The sequence below is a fragment of the Cyanobium sp. A1C-AMD genome (assembly GCF_024346495.1).
GTDB classification, from domain to species: domain Bacteria; phylum Cyanobacteriota; class Cyanobacteriia; order PCC-6307; family Cyanobiaceae; genus Cyanobium_A; species Cyanobium_A usitatum.
Genome location: NZ_JAGQDB010000053.1, coordinates 1 through 17,020, shown reverse-complemented (window position 1 = coordinate 17,020; position 17,020 = coordinate 1). Strand labels below are relative to the sequence as shown.

General features: G+C 66.6%; 18 protein-coding genes. 4 read left to right on the top strand and 14 right to left on the bottom strand.

What is annotated here, in order from left to right:
- The first annotated feature begins 227 nt into the window (after window positions 1–227).
- Window positions 228–1,337 (top strand): non-hydrolyzing UDP-N-acetylglucosamine 2-epimerase, encoded by a 1,110-nt coding sequence (gene wecB, locus KBY74_RS09555; protein ID WP_254942499.1) that lies wholly within the window; start codon window positions 228–230, stop codon window positions 1,335–1,337.
- Between the two features lie 22 nt (window positions 1,338–1,359).
- Here wecB and KBY74_RS09550 read toward each other — a convergent pair whose 3' ends face one another.
- On the bottom strand, window positions 1,360–2,571 hold the full coding sequence (locus KBY74_RS09550; protein ID WP_254942498.1) for an efflux RND transporter periplasmic adaptor subunit: 1,212 nt from the start codon (window positions 2,569–2,571) through the stop codon (window positions 1,360–1,362).
- On the opposite strand from KBY74_RS09550, the gene ychF reads away from it, so the two are divergent.
- Together ychF and KBY74_RS09540 are read left to right on the top strand one after the other, a co-directional pair.
- Window positions 2,570–3,661 carry a redox-regulated ATPase YchF gene (gene ychF, locus KBY74_RS09545; protein WP_254942497.1) on the top strand — a complete coding sequence of 364 codons (1,092 nt, stop codon included), beginning with the start codon at window positions 2,570–2,572 and terminating at the stop codon, window positions 3,659–3,661. The two genes, KBY74_RS09550 and ychF, sit on opposite strands and share 2 nt — an antisense overlap.
- Before the next feature lie 61 nt (window positions 3,662–3,722).
- Entirely contained in the window at window positions 3,723–3,932 is a 210-nt protein-coding gene (locus KBY74_RS09540) for a hypothetical protein (protein ID WP_254942496.1), read from the top strand.
- 92 nt (window positions 3,933–4,024) lie between these two features.
- On the opposite strand, the gene KBY74_RS09535 is transcribed toward KBY74_RS09540, so the two are convergent.
- Window positions 4,025–5,305 (bottom strand): MFS transporter, encoded by a 1,281-nt coding sequence (locus tag KBY74_RS09535; protein WP_254942495.1) that lies wholly within the window; start codon window positions 5,303–5,305, stop codon window positions 4,025–4,027.
- A gap of 71 nt (window positions 5,306–5,376) precedes the next feature.
- Here KBY74_RS09535 and KBY74_RS09530 point away from each other — a divergent pair, with 71 nt between their 5' ends.
- The gene (locus KBY74_RS09530; RefSeq protein ID WP_254942494.1) at window positions 5,377–6,975 is read left to right on the top strand and encodes an alpha/beta hydrolase; all 1,599 of its coding nucleotides are present in this window, start codon (window positions 5,377–5,379) and stop codon (window positions 6,973–6,975) included.
- A gap of 8 nt (window positions 6,976–6,983) precedes the next feature.
- On the opposite strand, the gene KBY74_RS09525 is transcribed toward KBY74_RS09530, so the two are convergent.
- The 12 genes from KBY74_RS09525 to KBY74_RS09470 form a co-directional block, all read right to left on the bottom strand.
- Window positions 6,984–8,015 carry an ABC transporter permease gene (locus KBY74_RS09525; protein WP_254942493.1) on the bottom strand — a complete coding sequence of 344 codons (1,032 nt, stop codon included), beginning with the start codon at window positions 8,013–8,015 and terminating at the stop codon, window positions 6,984–6,986.
- Window positions 8,012–9,634, bottom strand: a complete 1,623-nt coding sequence (locus KBY74_RS09520; protein WP_254942492.1) for an ABC transporter substrate-binding protein — start codon at window positions 9,632–9,634, stop codon at window positions 8,012–8,014. The genes KBY74_RS09525 and KBY74_RS09520 overlap by 4 nt, the downstream gene beginning before the upstream one ends.
- A 25-nt stretch (window positions 9,635–9,659) precedes the next feature.
- Window positions 9,660–9,884 (bottom strand): hypothetical protein, encoded by a 225-nt coding sequence (locus KBY74_RS09515; RefSeq protein ID WP_254942491.1) that lies wholly within the window; start codon window positions 9,882–9,884, stop codon window positions 9,660–9,662.
- A 260-nt stretch (window positions 9,885–10,144) separates the two neighbouring features.
- Window positions 10,145–11,458, bottom strand: a complete 1,314-nt coding sequence (locus KBY74_RS09510) for a homoserine dehydrogenase (RefSeq protein WP_254942490.1) — start codon at window positions 11,456–11,458, stop codon at window positions 10,145–10,147.
- Window positions 11,459–11,506: 48 nt separating this feature from the next.
- Window positions 11,507–11,938, bottom strand: a complete 432-nt coding sequence (locus KBY74_RS09505) for a SufE family protein (RefSeq protein WP_254942489.1) — start codon at window positions 11,936–11,938, stop codon at window positions 11,507–11,509.
- A complete protein-coding gene (locus KBY74_RS09500; RefSeq protein ID WP_254942488.1) occupies window positions 11,938–12,393 on the bottom strand; it encodes a hypothetical protein in 456 nt (151 codons plus the stop codon). The genes KBY74_RS09505 and KBY74_RS09500 overlap by 1 nt, the downstream gene beginning before the upstream one ends.
- Before the next feature lie 298 nt (window positions 12,394–12,691).
- Window positions 12,692–13,276, bottom strand: a complete 585-nt coding sequence (locus KBY74_RS09495; RefSeq protein ID WP_254942487.1) for a 5-formyltetrahydrofolate cyclo-ligase — start codon at window positions 13,274–13,276, stop codon at window positions 12,692–12,694.
- Window positions 13,273–13,746 carry a crossover junction endodeoxyribonuclease RuvC gene (gene ruvC / locus KBY74_RS09490; RefSeq protein WP_254935977.1) on the bottom strand — a complete coding sequence of 158 codons (474 nt, stop codon included), beginning with the start codon at window positions 13,744–13,746 and terminating at the stop codon, window positions 13,273–13,275. The genes KBY74_RS09495 and ruvC overlap by 4 nt, the downstream gene beginning before the upstream one ends.
- Window positions 13,747–13,749: 3 nt before the next feature.
- Window positions 13,750–14,520: a phosphatase PAP2 family protein gene (locus tag KBY74_RS09485; protein WP_254942486.1), complete on the bottom strand. Its 771-nt coding sequence runs from the start codon at window positions 14,518–14,520 to the stop codon at window positions 13,750–13,752.
- 77 nt (window positions 14,521–14,597) lie between these two features.
- Window positions 14,598–15,230, bottom strand: a complete 633-nt coding sequence (locus KBY74_RS09480) for a hypothetical protein (RefSeq protein ID WP_254942485.1) — start codon at window positions 15,228–15,230, stop codon at window positions 14,598–14,600.
- Between the two features lie 8 nt (window positions 15,231–15,238).
- Window positions 15,239–16,327 (bottom strand): magnesium chelatase ATPase subunit I, encoded by a 1,089-nt coding sequence (gene bchI / locus KBY74_RS09475; RefSeq protein WP_254942484.1) that lies wholly within the window; start codon window positions 16,325–16,327, stop codon window positions 15,239–15,241.
- The coding region (locus KBY74_RS09470) for a DUF3370 family protein (protein ID WP_254942483.1) at window positions 16,324–17,020 on the bottom strand (697 nt) is incomplete at its 5' end. The genes KBY74_RS09470 and bchI, both read right to left, overlap by 4 nt.

Sequence of the window (17,020 nt, the reverse complement as noted above, 5' to 3'; positions counted from 1 at the left end):
GTGTGGGGGGGGGGGGCTGGGGGGGCCGCTGCTGGAGCGGGGGGTGCGGCGGTTGGCGGTGCTGCGGCGGGCGGGAAAGGTGACGGGGGAAAGGGAGAGGGAGGAAAGGGTGAAGTCGTCATCTGCGGTCACCGGTATTTGCCCAGCTTCGCTGCGGCTGCGGCTTCTGTCAGCACCGGACCCTTTGCTGACGAGCTTCGTAGGATCAATAGGTCTGCAGCGCTTCGGTGTCTAAGCCCCTTGTCACGATCGTGCTGGGCACCCGTCCGGAGGCCATCAAGCTGGCTCCGGTGATCCGGGCCTTTCAGCAGGCCGACGATTTCCGCACTCGGGTTGTGCTCACCGGCCAACACCGCGAAATGGTGAGCCAGGTGATGGGTCTGTTTGGCCTGACGGCCGACCACGACCTGGCCCTGATGGCCCCCAAGCAGACCCTCACCCACATCACCTGCGGCGCGCTGCAGGGGCTGAAGCAGGAATTTGGCGACCATCGGCCCGATCTGGTGCTGGTGCAGGGAGATACCACCACCGCCTTTGCCTCGGCCCTAGCGGCCTTCTACGAGCAGATCCCGGTGGGCCATGTGGAGGCCGGGCTGCGCACCGACAACCTGCTCGATCCTTTCCCGGAGGAGGCCAACCGGCGCCTGATCTCCCAGCTGGCCCAGCTGCACTTCGCCCCCACGGCCCTCTCGGCTGCTAATTGCCGGGCCTCAGGGGTGGTGGGCACGGTGTTGACCACCGGCAACACGGTGATCGACGCCCTGCTGTTGATGGCCGAGCAGGCGCCTCCGTACACCTTGCCCGGCCTCGATTTTGAGAAGCAGCGGGTGATTCTGGCCACGGTGCACCGGCGAGAAAACTGGGGAGAGCGCCTACAGGACATAGGCCGCGGCTTCCGTGAGTTGCTCGAGCTCTATCCCGATACCGCCCTGCTGCTGCCCTTGCATCGCAATCCCACCGTGCGAGAGCCCCTGCAAGCCCTGCTCGGCGACCACCCCCGCGCCTTTCTGGTGGAACCCCTCGATTACGACCAGCTGGTGGCGGCGATGCGCGGCGCCACCTTGGTGCTGAGCGATTCGGGTGGTCTGCAGGAGGAGGCGCCATCGCTGGGTAAGCCGGTGCTGGTGCTGCGCCGCACCACGGAGCGCCCTGAGGCTGTGGAGGCGGGCACGGCCAAGCTGATCGGAACCGACAGCGCCGACATCGTGGCCGAGGCCAGCCGCCTGCTGGATGATCCGGCGGCTTATGAGGCGATGGCCCGGGCCCACAATCCCTTTGGCGACGGCCAGGCTTCAGGTCGGATCGTGGAGGCTGCCCGCACTTTCCTGGCTGCCTGAGGGTTCTCCCCAGGCACCCATTTCATTTGCGTTTCTGGGCCCAGGGCGGCAGGTCGATGAACACCCGGGTGCCGCTTTTGAGCCCGGAGAGGATTTGGGTGTCCTTGCCGCTGCTGATGCCGAGCTCCACCGGCTGGAAGGTGGGCTGGTTTTTCTTGCCCACCAGCAGAACGCCCGGCCGCCCCGCCTCGGTGACGATCGCCACGGTGGGCACGAGGGTGTCGGCCTGCACCTGACCTGTCTGGAAGCCGACGTCGGCGGTCATGCCGATGCGCAGCTGGGGGGGGTCGCCAACCAAGCGCAGCACCACATCGAAGGAGGTGACGTTGTTGATCTTCACGGCCCGGGGGGTGACGCGCTTGACCCGTGCTTCAAAGCTTTTATCGGGAAAGGCATCCACTCGCACCGTGGCGCTCTGGCCCAGCTGCACACGGCCAATGTCGCTTTCCGGCACCTTGGCCACCACCTCCAGGCCCTGGGCTAGCTCCACAATCGAGGAGCTGGTGGCACCGGCGGTGGCCGAGGCGGTGGTGGTGGGTGTCACAAAGGCGCCAGGATCGGCGAAGCGCTGGGTCACCACCCCATCGAACGGTGCCCGCACCACCAAGTCGGCCTGCTCCACCTGGCGGGCGGTCAACCGCTGGCGGGCGGCCTGTTCCGCCGCCTGGTCCACCAGGAAGGTGCTGCGCACGCTGTTGAAGTCACTGAGGCTGATGGCGTTTTGGCGGTAGAGGCTCTCGTTGCGCTCCAGCTCGCTGCGGCTGCGGGCCAGCTGGGCCTGGGCTGAGCGCAACTGGGCCCGCAGCTCGGCGAGCCGCTCGTCGAGGTCGCCTCGATCCATGCGAGCTAGGGCCTGGCCAGAGGTCACCGGGTCGCCCTCCTCCACGTAGAGCTCCTCGATCACCCCCTGCCGCTTGGGGCTGACGTTCACGCGCTTTTCAGCTTCGAGTTCGCCGCTGGCACTCACAACCCCTGGCAGGTCGCCCGCAGCTGCAACAACTGTGTACGGCTCGAGATTGGCCCGGCTGGTGCCGCGCTGCCGCTGCACGAGGCCTATGCCAGCTACGAGCACAAGCCCTGCGGCGGCTGCGGCCCAAAGGCGCCGCCGCTGCCAGGGCCGGCGCGGCGAGCTGGAAATCACCGGCACTGAAGTGGGGGTGGAAATTGGGCTGGGGGCAGAGACATCTATTTTCGCTGCTGGCGCCTCGACCTGCGGCCCGTAGATTTCAGCCATGCTTAAAGCCGGAATCGTCGGTCTGCCCAACGTCGGCAAATCGACCCTGTTCAATGCCCTGGTCGCCAACGCCCAGGCCGAAGCCGCCAACTACCCCTTCTGCACGATTGAGCCGAATTCTGGTGTGGTCTCCGTGCCAGACCCCCGGCTTGACCAGCTAGCTGCGCTCAGCTCCAGCAAGGAGATCATTGCCACCCGGGTTGAGTTTGTCGATATCGCCGGGCTGGTGAAGGGGGCCAGCCAGGGAGAGGGTCTTGGCAACAAGTTTCTGGCCAACATCCGGGAGGTCGACGCAATCGTGCACGTGGTGCGCTGCTTCGAAAATGACGACGTGATCCATGTGAGTGGCTCGGTGGGGCCGGCCCGCGACGCGGAGGTGATCAACCTTGAGCTGGGCCTGGCCGATCTCTCCCAGGTGGAGAAGCGACGCGAGCGGCTCAAGAAGCAGGTGCGCACCAGCAAGGAGGCCCAGCTGGAAGATGCCGCCCTTGAGCGCATTCAGGTGGAGCTGGAGGCCGGCGGTGCCGCCCGCAATGTGGCCCTCAGCGATGAGGAAGCCCCCCTGCTCAAGCCCCTGGGGCTGCTCACCGCCAAGCCGATCATCTATGCCACCAATGTCAGCGAAGACGATCTGGCCAGCGGCAACGCCTACTGCGAGGAGGTGGCAGCGCTGGCCCTGAAGGAAGGGGCGGGCACGGTGCGCATCTCAGCCCAGGTGGAGGCTGAACTAATCGAACTGCCAGAGGAGGATCGCACCGAATTCCTGGCGGGTCTCGGGGTAGGGGAGGGCGGCCTGCAGAGCTTGATCCGCGCCACCTACGACCTGCTGGGGCTGCGCACCTATTTCACTACCGGCGAGAAGGAAACCCGCGCCTGGACCATCCAGGCCGGCATGACCGCCCCCCAGGCCGCTGGCGTGATTCACACCGACTTCGAGCGCGGCTTCATCCGCGCCCAAACCATCGGCTACAAGCAGCTCCTCGAGGCGGGCTCGCTGGTGGAAGCTCGCACCAAGGGCTGGCTGCGGGCTGAGGGCAAGGAATATGTGGTGGCTGAGGGCGACGTGATGGAGTTTCTGTTCAACGTGTGAGCTTGGGGGCATTTCACCGAGCCTGAACCTGCTTCAGAATGGATTTGCTGAGAGATAAGCCATGACTACCCCCCAACCGACTAATCCTCAGCCGGAAGAAGCCGTGGACGTTGGCCATCCCCACGATTTTGACGTGCAGAAGGAGCTGCACCAGAAGATCCGCAACGATCCCGACTACGACGACTGGGAATACGGCACCGAGCCTCTGCCCCACGAGGCCTGGGTGGCTAAGCAGGCATCCGCTCGCGAACAACCGCCGGCCTCGGCTTGAAGCACGGCCCCCCCCTCTAGATCCGTACAGCTCGTACAACTTGCACAGCCCGTACAGATTTCGGACAGGGCCTCAGATTTCGGACAGGGGTTTCAGCTCACCCCGTCCGATCCAAAATCCGCAGCTGGCCTCGGCCTGAGTCGCTTCACCAGGTTGAGGCCAGCCAGGCAGAGCAGGGTCATGCCGATCCAGAAGCCACCGGCGTGTCTTTGGGCATCGAGGGCTACGCCGGCCAGTAGTGGTGCCCCTAAAGCGCTCAGGGCAAAACATTGGGAAAAAAGAGCCATGGCCAAGCCCTGGTGCTCCTTGGGGCTGAGCTCGATCACCGCTGCGGTTGCAATCGGCAGGAAAGCAGCTGCCCCCAGGGCCAGGGGCAGCTGGGCCAGCAGCACCAGCCAAAGCCCCTGGCTGCTCAGGGCTGAAAAGGCCAGCAACACCGTGCCCATGGCAAAGCAGGCCAGGCTCAGTCCCAGCCCGTGCGCTATCGGACGCTTTGCCAGGGCCTGACCCACCGGCCACTGGATCAGCACCAGCACGCCCAGCTGCAGACCAACCAGCAGCGCCCCCAGGCTTTCGGGCATGGCGGCCCGCTCCAGGCCGCCGCGCACCAGATCCAGGGGCAGGGCGCTCTGCATCAGTGCGGGGAGCGAGGTAGCCAGCAGGCTGATCGCTAGTAGAGGCAGCAGTGGCGGCAACCATTGGCGCCAGGGGGTGTGGTCGGCTGGATCGAAGCTGGCAGCTCTAGCCCGCTGCAGGGGCTGCCTTAGCAGCAGCGCTACCACCGCCAGCAGGCAGATGATGTCGATTAGGTAGATGCCCCGCAGATGGCCGGCCGCCGCCAGCAGCGCCCCGAGCAGGGCTCCAGCCGCAATCCCAGCCGCATCGGCGCTGCGCACCAATGCATAGCCCCGGGCGGTGGGAATCGGGGCAGGCCCCATGCGGCAGCCCAGGGGTACCGCCAGCTCAACCGCCGGCCAGTAGAGCCCGGCAGCGATGCCGATCAGCAATTGCCCCTGCACGTAGCCCGGGAAGCTGGCCGTGCCAAACAGACGGAGATCCCCCAGCAGGGCTGCCAGGGCTGCTAATAGCACTGGTATCGAGCAGGCCAGCCCCCGATCCAGCAGCATGCCGCTCAAGAAACGACCCGCCGTGCCCGCCAGCGCCGCCAGCGCCAAGCCCTGGGTCACCGACTGGGCGCTGAAGGCCGCCTGGTGGAACACGATCGGCGTTAGGTAAAGCACCCCACCGGCCCCAAACGAAGCCATCAGTCGCACTAGGGCCACCTGGCGCAGTGCCGCCGGAAACTGGCCCAGCCAGCCGGACCGTGCCGGACTGGCGGACCGCGGCGCACTGGCGGAACGGAAGGGGCGCAAACGGGCCGTTAGCTAAGTGAGGGGAGTCTGGCGCCCTGGCGCGGGAGAATAAGAACCCCTCGCCTTTGGCCTTGGCTCGCCGTTCGTTACGCCTTTGGTGTTGCTTTACCGGAGCTCTGGCCATGGGCTGCATGCCGGCTCGGGCTGCCGAAGAGTTGGTGCTGCAACTCGATGGCCTGGCGCTGCCCATCGACCTGGCGGCCCTGGAGTCCTGGACTCGCCAGCCCGAGCAGGAAGGGAATGGCCTGCAAGCGTGGCTCATGCTGCTGGATGCCCAGAGTCGCCGCGACCTGGTCCGCTTGTTGCAGGCGCCGCTGCTGCGGGATCGCAGCTTTGGGCTCCAGCTGCTTAACAGCTGGACCGGTGAGCAGATGCTTAAAGAAGCCGGCAGCCTGCTCACCACCGGTGCTGATGACCGCAGTACGGCACCGCTGCTGCTCAGCAGCCTGCGTCAGTTGCTGGAGCGGCAGAGCAGCGTCTCCGCCCTGGAGCTGCTGCGGGCCCTGCCTGTGGCCAGCGTCACCCTGCGCCTCGATGGGGCGTTGCAGCTGGCTGGACAGTGGCGCAGCCAGCTGAAGCGGCAAAACACTGCCCTCCAGCGGTTGCGCCAGCTGTCCCTGCCCCGGCGTAGCTCCAGTCCTTTGGGGTTTACGAGCGCCGTGCGGCGCCAGCCCCAGCGCCTGCAGTTGCCGGTGCCCCATCGGGTGGCGCCCCTGCCGCTGGAGCTATGGCCTGCCCAGCAGGCTCGCCGTGGCCCTTGGCTACTGCTGATGCCGGGCCTGGGCGGCAGCGCCGACCAGCTCAGCTGGTTGGCGGCGGCTCTGGCCGATCGGGGTTGGCCCGTGTTGGTGGTGGTCCATCCCGGCAGCGACCAGCAGGCCCTGCAGGCGTCGCTGCTTGGTGACGCCCCACCGCCCGGGGCCGAAACCCTGCCCCAGCGCCTGGCAGATCTGCAGGCCGTGCTTGAGGCCCAGCGGGAGGGTCAGCTGCCTGCTTTGGGCCCGGCCCCTGCGGGGGAGCAGGGAGTGGTGCTGGGGGGGCACTCGCTTGGTGGCCTGGCTGCGCTGATGGGGGCTGGCCTGGTGCCGGAGCGGGGACTTGGTCGCCGTTGTGAGCTGGCCCTGGCGTCCTTGCCGCTCACCAACCTGTCGCGGCTGCTCCAGTGCCAGCTGCCTCGGATCACCGGTGATGGCGACGCCAGCGCAGGCCCCTTGCGGTCCCAGGCCACGCCCTTGCTAGGAGTGGTTGCCTTCAATGGTTTCGGAAGCCTGCTTTGGCCCCACCGCGGCCTGCAAGACCTCAACGTGCCGGTGCTGCTGGTTGGCGGCAGTCTCGATCTAGTGACCCCTCCGGTGCAGGAGCAGCTGGCCGTGTTTGCTGGAGCTACCCATCCCCACAGCCGGCTGGTGCTGGTGGAGGGGGCCAGCCATTTCTCACCGGTGCGTATCGACAACCGGGGCGAAGCGTTGTTTCGACTCGGTGAGGAGCTGGTGGGCATCGAGCCCCTGAAGGTGCAGGCGCTGCTGCTCAACGTCACCAGCGAATTTCTGCAAGGCTTTGAGCACCCATTGCTGCTTTCCCCCCAACGCCGCGAACAGGACGGCGTCCGGGCCTACGTGCTCGATCGCAACCAGGCTCGCCGCTGGCAGGGGTTGCTGCCGCCGGAGTGAGTTAAGGCTCAGAACTTGATGCGCGGATCGAGCACGGCCACCAGCAGATCCACCAGCACCGTCACCAGCACGACCAGGCCAGCCACCACCACCACGATGCCCTGCACCAGCGGGTAGTCGCGCTGGCCGATCGCTTCCTGCAGCCGGAAGGCGATGCCGGGCCAGGAGTAGGTGACCTCGATCAGCAGTGCCCCGCCGATCAGCGACGCCACGGTGATGCCCGTGATCGTGAGCACCGGCAAAAGGGCATTGGGCAAGGCGTGGCGCAGCACCACCCGGGCCTCACCCAGGCCGCGGCTGCGGGCTGCTTCCACGTAATCGGAGCCGAGGGTGCGGCGCAGATTTAGTCGCAGCGAGTTGGCGAAGATGCCGCTGAGCAATAGGCCCAGGGTGGCCGCTGGCAGCACCAGATGGCGCACACTCCCTAGCAGCAGCTGCCATTCGCCCGTGGCCAGGCCACTGCGCAGGCTGTCGAGCAAGTAGAAACCGCTTCCCTCCGGAGGCAGCAAGGTGGGCGGGAAGCGCCCCCCCACCGGCAGCCAGCCCAGCCACACCGCAAACACCAACTGCACCACCATCGCCGCCCAGAAGGGCGGTAGGGCATAGGTGCCGATGCCGTAGAGCCGGCCCGCTAGATCGAGCTTGCCTTCCGGGCGGGCAATGCCGGAAAAGCCCACCGCGAGACCCACAACGGCAGCCAGCAGCAGGGCTACCCCCCCCAGCTCCAGGGAGGCCGGCAGGCTTTGTCGAATTACTTCCGTCACCGGTTCCTGGTTGGTGAGAGAGGTGCCCAGGTCGCCATGCAGCAATTTGCCCAGGAAGCTGCCGTATTGGTGCAGCAATGGTTGATCCAAGCCCAGCTGGGCCCGCAGCGCAGCGCGGGCGCTTTCGGGAGCGCGGGTGCCGAGCAGGGCGTCGATCGGATCCCCAGGCGCCAGCCGCAGCAGCAGAAAAACCAGGCTGGCGATCAGCCACAACATCAATGGCGCCAGCGCCAGTCGGGCGGCCAGGTAGCGCAAAAGGGCCCGGCGGCGGCTCATGGTTTGGTGCTCCCTTGGGGGGTCTGCTTACGGGTCAATTCCTGTAGCAATAGGCGGCCGGAGCCATCGAAACGGGGCTGGCTGATGCTGGGCTGGGCCCAGGCCCGCGGTGCCACCAGCCACACCGGTAGGTAGGGGTTGGCGGCTGCCGTTTGGCGCTGGATGCGGCGCAACAGGGCGGCGCGGGCGGGGCCGGCTACGGAAGCACTGCGCTCCAGGTCTTGTTGCAGGCCGGGTTTGGCCCAGAAACTGCCACTGGCGGCGCTGGCCCCCTTGAGACAGCGCTCCCCTTGGGCTTCCTCACAGCCCAGCAAGGGCACCAGGTAGTTGTCGGCATCGGGAAAGTCGCCCATCCACTCCAGCAGGATTAGCGGGAAGCTCCCTTCCCCAAGTTGGCGATAGGCGGTGGTGGCCTCCATGCCGGTCACCTCGAGCTCAACGCAATCGCCCAGATCTTGCTGCAGCTGGGCCTGCCAGGTGAGGGCAAACATCCGGTCGGCGGGGATGTTGGAGCGGAAGGTGAGCGGCAGGGCCAGTCGCTTGCCCTGGCAGTAACCGGCCTGGCGGTAGAGCTGGCGGGCCTTGGCTGGGTTGTAGCTGGGCCAGGCCTGGGGGTCGGAGCCCTTGAGGCTGGGGGGTACCAGATCGCGCAGGGGCGGCCGCAGGCCCAGGGTTACCCGGCGGCTGATGGTGTTGCGATCGAGGCTATAGGCCACTGCTTGGCGCAGCCGGGGATCGTTGAGGGGCGGCTGGTCGGTGAGCAGGGTGAGGTAGCCGATCTCCAGTGCCGGACCGCTGCCCTCCCGCAGGCTGCCAGCTGCAGCCTGGCGTTGCAAGGCGGCCTGCTGGTCGATTTCGAGGCTGGTCGAGAGCAGCACATCCACCTCGCCGCTCTGTAGGGCGCCGTAGAGGGCGGTGGAATTACTGAGCGACACCAGGTCGATACCGCCATTGGCGGGCTTGGCACCCCAATACCCCGCAAACGGCTCTAGGCGTTGCTGCTGGCCTGTGAAGAAGCTGAGCCGGTAGGGCCCAGTGCCCACGAAGCGGTCGTTGAGGAAGCGATCGCGATGGTTTTTGTAGGCGCTGGGGGAGAGGGGCGTCAGGTTGACGGCGCTGAGCAGCTCGGCCAGGGGGCTGAAGGGGCGCTTGAGCGTCAGCTCGATTGTGTATGGACCCACAGCCCGCGCTGCGCTTACCCGATCGCCCAGCAGGTAGCTGAGCTTGCCGATGGCTAGGAAGCGCTCCAGGCTGAACACCATGGCCGCGGCATTAAACGGCGTGCCGTCGTGAAAGCGCACCCCCTGGCGCAGCTGCACTTGGGCCTTGAGCCCGTCGGCACTCAGCTGGGGCAGCGCCACTGCCAGACGCGGCTCCAGCTGGCCAGCGGCATTGATCGCATAGAGCGGATCGCCGATCGCGCTCAGCAGCTGCATGGCGCCGAAGGTGTATGCGCCGCCTGGATCAACCGTGTCGATGCGGTTTTTGCTGGCAACTACCAGGCGGTTGGCCGATGCCTCGTGCTTGGGCTGGCAGCCGGAGAGAGTCAGGCCAGCTGGCAGGCCGCTGGTCAGCAGGGCTGCTGCCAGGGTTTGGGTCAGCCGCGGAGCGCGGGGCAAGGGGCAGCCGTCAAATCAACGCCATTCAAGACCGATGCGGCCAGGCAGGGCGCACCTGTTGCAGGGAAATTTCAAACACTTCCGATCCCTGGCGCGCCAATGGCCAGCGGCGCAGCCAGCAGCGGTCGTGGTGGTCGTCGACGCCAATTACTTGGTAGAGCTGCTCATCGCTTTCAAGGTGCACGCAGGCGCCTTGGTGAAGGTTGAATGTGCTCGAGGCCTGGGCACTAGAGCAGGTGGGGCCGGTCATGGGGTTAGGGGCTAACTGATTGGTACTTGCTGGGCAGATGTTGCGGGGGACAGGGGCTGGACACTGTTCGTCTCGCTACAAACATCGGCCTGAGTGTGGGGATCTCGACAGGGCTTGCCGCAGCACTGGCCCCTTCAGATCAGACCCCGCTGGGGTCTTAATAATTAATTTCGATTTATGCCCCCACTGTGGCCTGCCGCTGGGCCCAGTGGCCAGTTCATGGCGATTTGGAGACCTGATGGAGTCAATCAGGCCCGCTGCTACAGGGTGCGCAGGCAGGCGGCCACGGCCTGAACATCTGTCAGGGCCTCGATTGCGGCTAGGGCCTGGCGGAAGTTGGCTTCGCAAACCTCGTGGGTGATCACCACGATTTCGGCGCCGCCGGCGCTCTGGGTTTCGAACTGCACTATCGATTGAATCGACACCCCCGCTTCGCCAAAGCAGGTGCCGATCGCACCGATCACGCCGGCCCGATCGCTGGTGCGCAGCCGCAAGTAGTTGCGGTGGCTGGTTACGGCACTCTCGACCAGCTGGCAGTCGCGCCAGCTGCCGGCGGCCAGCAGGGGATCGAGGGGCGCCTGAGTGCCCCTGCCGCCAGTGGCCTGGCGGATGCCGGCGATGTTGAGAATGTCGGCCACCACCGCCGATGCGGTGGGTCCTGCTCCAGCCCCGGGCCCGTAGAACATCACCTGGCCCACGGGGTCTCCCTCCACCAGGATCGCGTTGTTGACCCCGTTCACCCCGGCCAGCGGATGGGCCTTGGGCAGCAGGGTGGGATGGACGCGCACATCGAGGAGCTGCACGGCTTGCTCACTTGGCATCGCCTGGGCCACGGCCAAAAGCTTCACCACATAGCCAAGCTGCTCGGCGTAGGCGATGTCGCGGGCATCGAGCTGGTCGATCCCCTCTGTTGGGATGGCCTCGCGGGGCACCGGACCGCCGTAGGCCAGGCCCGCCAAAATTGCGATCTTGTCGGCGGCATCTCCCCCCTGCACATCAGCAGCGGGGTCGGCTTCGGCGTAGCCCAGCCGCTGGGCGTCGGCCAGCACGTCTGGGTAGGCGGCCCCCTCAGCCGCCATGCGGCTGAGGATGTAGTTGGTGGTGCCGTTGATGATGCCGCTCACCCGCTGGATTCGGTTGGCTCCCAGGGACTGCTTCAGGGGCTCGATGATCGGGATGCCGCCACCTACGGCGGCTTCGATCAGCACATACACCCCATTGCGGGCGGCGGCGGCGGCGATCTCCTCGCCATAACGCGCAATCACGGCCTTGTTGGCGGTTACTACCGGTTTGCCAGCTGCAATCGCCCGCAGGATCAGGGAGCGGGCCGGCTCCAGGCCACCCATCACCTCCACCACGATGTCGACCGCCGGGTCGTCGACCACGGCTTCTGGGTCGGTGCTTAGCAGTTCGGCTGCCAATTCCACCGTGCGAGGCCGGTTCAGGTCGCGCACGGCCACCCGCCGCAATTCGAGTTCGCCCACCAGCGGGTGGCGGCCGGCCGGGGTCGCCAGGATGGCTGCCACACCAGCCCCCACCGTGCCGAGCCCGAGCAAGCCGATGCCGATGGTCATTCGTTGGGGGGTATCAATTTGTCGATCCTAGAAATCAACTGGCTTGGCCTAGGTGGTGGCCGCCAAGGACTGGGCCTGGGCCTGCATCAGCCGCAGGATGTTGAGAAAGCCGTTGGCCCTTGAGGGAGTCAGGCTGGCCTGCAGGCCGGTGGCGGCGATGAAGGCCGGATCGATGGCGGTGGCCTGCTGCGGCGTCAGCCCTTCGAGCCCTTCAATCAGCAGGGCCAGCAGTCCCTTGGTGATGGCGGCGTCGGAGTCACCGCGCCAGTGCAGGGCGCCATCGACTAACTCCGCCACCACAAATACCTGCGAAACGCAGCCCTTCACCTTGAAGGCGTCGTGGCGAAATTCATCGGGCAGGGGCTCGAGCTTTTTGGCCAGCCAAAGCACGTATTCGTAGCGGCGGCGGGGATCGCTGGTGCTGGCGAGTCGCTCCACCATGCGGTCTAGGGCCGGACTGCCGCTGGGGGCAATGCTCATCAGCGCCGGCCGCCGCGGCGCCAGCTCAGGGCCCCAACCAGGGCGCCTGCTGCGCCGCTGAGGCCGAGCAGTGCCAGCTCTGTTCGGATTCCTTGCCCTGGTCGGGAGCTGTTGAAGCCCGTTGAAAGCGCCGGTGCTGCCCCTGGTAGCTCGAGATAGTCGCGGTGGCCTGGGCCGCGGTCTACTTGCAGTTCCCAGGCGGAGGTTGCATTGCTAGGCAGCTGGAAGCGGAGTTGACCACTGGCATCGGTGCGACCTACTTCGACCGGTTCACCGTTGGGCGGCACCAGCCGCACCACCGCACCATCGGCGGGTTCCCCATTGCCGAAACGGCTGTCGAGCACCAGTTGATCGGTGAGGCTGCTTATGCGCTCCAGGCTGCTTTCAATCGCGTGGCTATGGGCCGGGGCGGCGCTGGCAAGCAGCAGCAGGGCCGGAATTACACGCAGATTCATGGCTGAATCAGGAAGCTTGCCAACGACTATCGCTGCTTTTGCCGGCCTGCACCATCCGCACCATCGAGCTCACCATCATCGAGAGGGCATCGTGGCTTTGGCCGCGCTCCTGAAGTTCGGCAGCCAAGACCCTTTCTGGGACCGAGGCGTAGCCGCAGGGAGCAGTAAAAGCTTTGAGATCCAAGGTGTGGCCTGTTCTATGCGTTGATCCTGGCAAATAGCTGCTCGCAGTGCGTCCCGTGTAAAGGCATTGTCAAGAATGGTCCCGTCAAGAACAGTTTCCACAAGAACAGTTCCCTTAAGAAGGGAGCCCGAGGCCGTCTTCATCGATCCAGCCATGCAGGGGCACATCCCAGGGGTCGCGTGGCAGCCGCTCAACCCGGCAGCCCCGGGGCAGCACCGCCAGGGCCGGCACTTGGGCCCAGGTGGGCTCGGCCCGCAGCCGGTCGTACCAGCCGCCGCCGTAGCCCAGGCGGATGCCCGCCGCATCGCAGGCCAGGGCAGGAATCAACAGCAAGCCCAGCTGCTCCGCGGCTAGCGCGCCGTCGCCATGGGCTGCGGATCGGGCCGCTGGGGCGGGGATGCCGCAGCCATCGGGCTCCAGGGCGTCGCCGCTCCGCCAAGGGCGGTACACCAGCCGGGCCGCCGGATCGCCTGGGGCGGCGGTGATGGCCGGCAGGGCCAGCTGGTTGGGCAGTAGGGCCTGCAGCGAGCGCAGGTCGACTTCGCCGGCCAGGGGCCAGTAGAGGCCCAGATGGCGCCCGGGGGGCACCAGAGCAGGACAGTGCCGCCGGGCCTGGGCCTCGATGGCGGGCTGGGCCTCCGGCAGCAGGGCCAGGCGCCGGGCCCGGAATTGCTGGCGCAGGCTGGCTTTGGCGCTCATCGCTGAAACCAGCCGGTGAGGGCCGCGGCGAGGGCGTCGGCGGCGTCATCGGGGCGGGGTGGGGTGTCGAGGTTGAGCTCCCGCATCACCGCCTCGAGCACGTCGTCCTTCTGGGCGTGGCCATGGCCGGTGAGGGCCAGCTTGATCTGCATCGGCGGAAACTCCACCACCGGCACCTTGAGCCGTGCCAGGGTCATCATCAGCACGCCGCGGGCCTGTACCACCGAGATCGTGGTGCTGGAGCGGTAGAAGAAAAACTTTTCCACCACCGCCAGCTGGGGCTGCCAGGTGCGGATCAGCACCCGCAGGTCGCGGGCGATCTCCACCATCCGTTCCCCATCGCTGCGTCCAGGATCGGTGCGGATGATGCCGCAGTCGAGCAGGTGCTGGGCGCCGCCGCGGTGCTCCTCTACCTCAATCATCCCGTAGCCGACGCGGGCCAGGCCGGGATCGATGCCGAGGATCCGCATGGTTCAGCGCAGCATCGGCGGCAGGGCCTTGGCTGGAACTGCCCGCAACAATTCGAGCTCCGCCCGTAGCGCCGGATCCTGCCGGAAGGCTCGCCACTGGGGACTGGCGATGATCTGAAGGGCGGCGTCGGCACCGAGGCGCTGGCCTGCCTCCACATCTGAGGGGTAATGCACGCCGCAGAGCACCCGGTTTGCTCCACCCTGGCGGCCTACGTGATGCAGGCGCTCGCGACGCTCGGGAAGTAGGTCAGCGAGCAGCTCGGCTGTGCTGCGGAACCACACGGCGTGTCCAGAGGGAAAGGAGCCGGTGTTCTCCCTTGGCAGGCAGGGCTCGAGCCCAGGGTGGGCGATGTAAGGACGGATGCGGCCCTGTTGTTGCTTGATCCCCCGATAGGCGCTGTTCACCGGCGCCATGAACGCGTGAAGGCCGGCGCTGAGCATTGGCGTGGCCTTGCCGAGCTCAGTGCCTACAGCGCTGCTGAAGACATTGAGGTCGCGGTCTAGTAGCAGCCAGGTGGTGGCCACGATCTCCGGGCTTCGGAAGCGCTGCAGCCACTCCAGGATCGCCAGATCAGCGGCTTCCGCGGCACTGCCGGGCGCTGGAGGGAGGCCAGTGATTGCGGCCAGTCGGCGCTGGTCGAGTTTGAGCTCCGCTGCTGCCGGTTCGGCCTGGGCGGCCAGGCATGTTTGCTGCAGGGCTAGGGCGGCCAGCAGACCAGCTACCCACTGAGACCGCCGCAGGGTGGTGGAACGGTTTGCGGCACTGGTGGGCATGGCGGTGAACGTTGCAAAAAATTGGGGGGAGGCAATAACTGAATCTGAGGATCTGAGGACTTCAGGGCCGGCGATGGTCAGCTCCGCGGTTGCCGAGGAGGCTCCAGGAGTGGTTCACAGCGCTGCTGGCCATCTAGCAGCTGGGACTGGCTGTAGGTCCGCACCTCGGGCTTCATAAGGGACGGCCGGTAGCGGAGCACAACCAGCTGGTCGAAGTCGTCGTCGGCGATCGGCGCCATCGTTGGCCAGCCCAGGCCTGCGGCGAGCTGGGGCAGGCGACGGTGTTCCCAGAACAGCACCACCCTGCCGCCGGCAACGCTCGGATCGGTGAGAATTTGGCGTCCTGACTGGAAAGAATCCTCGCGGGAGGCGAGGTCGATGGCGATGTCTACGCCGGTAGCAACCGCTAGAGGCACGGCCGTCTGGTAACTGCGGGCGTTCTTGCCGGAAATGGGATCGAGATAGAAGCTACGGATCTGGCTGGGGCGCCCAAAACATTGCGGCAGCAGCGAGGCCAGCGCAATAGCGCGCTCCAATCCCTGCGCCGAAAGGTTGTAATTGGACCCCCCAGGACCTTTGTGGCCATGTCGCATCAGCACCACCAGCTCGGGGGTGGCCCGAGCGGAGTGGGTCAGTGGCATCAGTCCGAGACAGGCGCTGCAAAGAATCACCCGGCCGATGCTCTTAACAGATGAGGCTCGGGAGGCCATGGGGTGCTTCACCCCACCAACGCCAGCTCGAAGGCGCTGCGATCGCTGCTGTCGGAGCGCTCGAACACCTTGCAGAACACCTTCACCACCCGGTCGCCGGAATCGATCGTTTCCAGCGGGTCTTTGCGCAGGCGATGGCGCAGGCAGCAGGCCACGACGCGAGCCACGTCTTCTTCCCCTACCTCGGTGCGACCCTCAAATGCGGCCAGGGCCCGGGCGGCCCGATTGGTGACGATGTCGCCGCGCAGGCCATCCACATCCAGCTCGCCGCACACCGCCGAGATGCGAATGCGTAGGTCGGCGTCGATCGCCACTTGATTCAGCAGCTTCTGCGCCGCAATCACCCGATCCTGCAGGGCGTCCTGGGTGGTTTGCACCCCATTGTTGAAGCCGTCTGGATCGCTATCGAAGTTGGTGCGCTGATCCACCACCTGCACCCGCAGCTCTGGATCGCGCACGGTGCGCACCTCCACGCTCATGCCGAAGCGATCGAGCAGCTGGGGCCGCAGCTCCCCCTCCTCGGGGTTGCCGGAGCCGATCAGCACGAAGCGGGCCGGGTGGCGCACGCTCACACCTTCGCGCTCCACCGTGTTCCAGCCGGAGGCGGCTGAGTCCAGCAGCACGTCCACCAGGTGGTCGTCGAGCAGGTTCACCTCATCGACGTAGAGCAGGCCGCGGTTGGCCTTGGCCAGCAGGCCGGGCTCAAAGGCCCGCACGCCTTCACTCAGGGCCTTTTCGATGTCGATCGTGCCGCAGAGGCGATCTTCCGTTGCACCTAGGGGCAGGTCGACCATCGGCACCTGGCGGGGCTCCACCGGCAGCTCCTCACCCTGCTCGGCGCGGGCGCGCACCTCCGTGCTCTGCAGATCTGGGTCGCTGGGTGAGCTGTTGTACGGGTCGCCCGCCACCACATCGATTTCGGGCAGCAGGTCGGCCAGGGCCCGGATCGTGGTCGATTTGCCGGTGCCCCGGTCGCCCATGATCATCACGCCGCCAATGCGCGGATCGATCACGTTGAGCAGCAGGGCCAGCTTCATCTCCTCCTGCCCGACGATCGCGGTGAAGGGGAAGACCCTGCGCTTGCGAACTGGCGTCACGGACGGCTGGCTGGAGTTGATTCGGATTGTTTCACAGCTGGGTTCATAGCTGGATCTGGAAGCGGCAACAGGCTGAGCACCTGCGGCGGGGTGGCATCGGCTGGATAGATCAGCCGCACCTGCAGTTGGCGGCTGGCCCCTGGCACCAGGCTGATGGTGCCAAAGGCGGGGCTGGGTTCACCAGCACGCTGCACCAGATGGAAGCTGCGCCGGCCAAGGGGCCTGCTGCCCGCGCTGGCGCCATCAAGGCCCGTCACCTCCACCGTGCCGCGGAACATCACCGGCCGGCTGCCACTAGTGATGCCGCCAATGCTTTTGAAGCGCAGGCCACCAATGGCGGCATCGCCCTTGAGCGGCGATTCCAGGGCCAGCTGCAGGGTCACCGGCTTGGTTGTGTCGTTGCGCAGGGGGATGCTGAGGTCGTATTCGACGCCGTAGTTGCCGTGGGCGGCCCAGGCGGTGCCTGGGTAGAAAGCCTGGAGCTCGGCGGTTTGCACCTGGCCGGTGCCCAGGGTGCCGCGCTCCAGGCTGCTGATCGGCCAGGAGATCGGCGCCCGGCTCACGCTCAACCAGTTTTTACCTGGATCGCTGAGGCGGCTGCGCCAAACGCTGCCCACCTGCACCCCACTCACTCGCGAATACACCATGCCCCCCTTGCTGCCGCGGGGGGTGGGGCTGTGCTCCCGGGGGCTG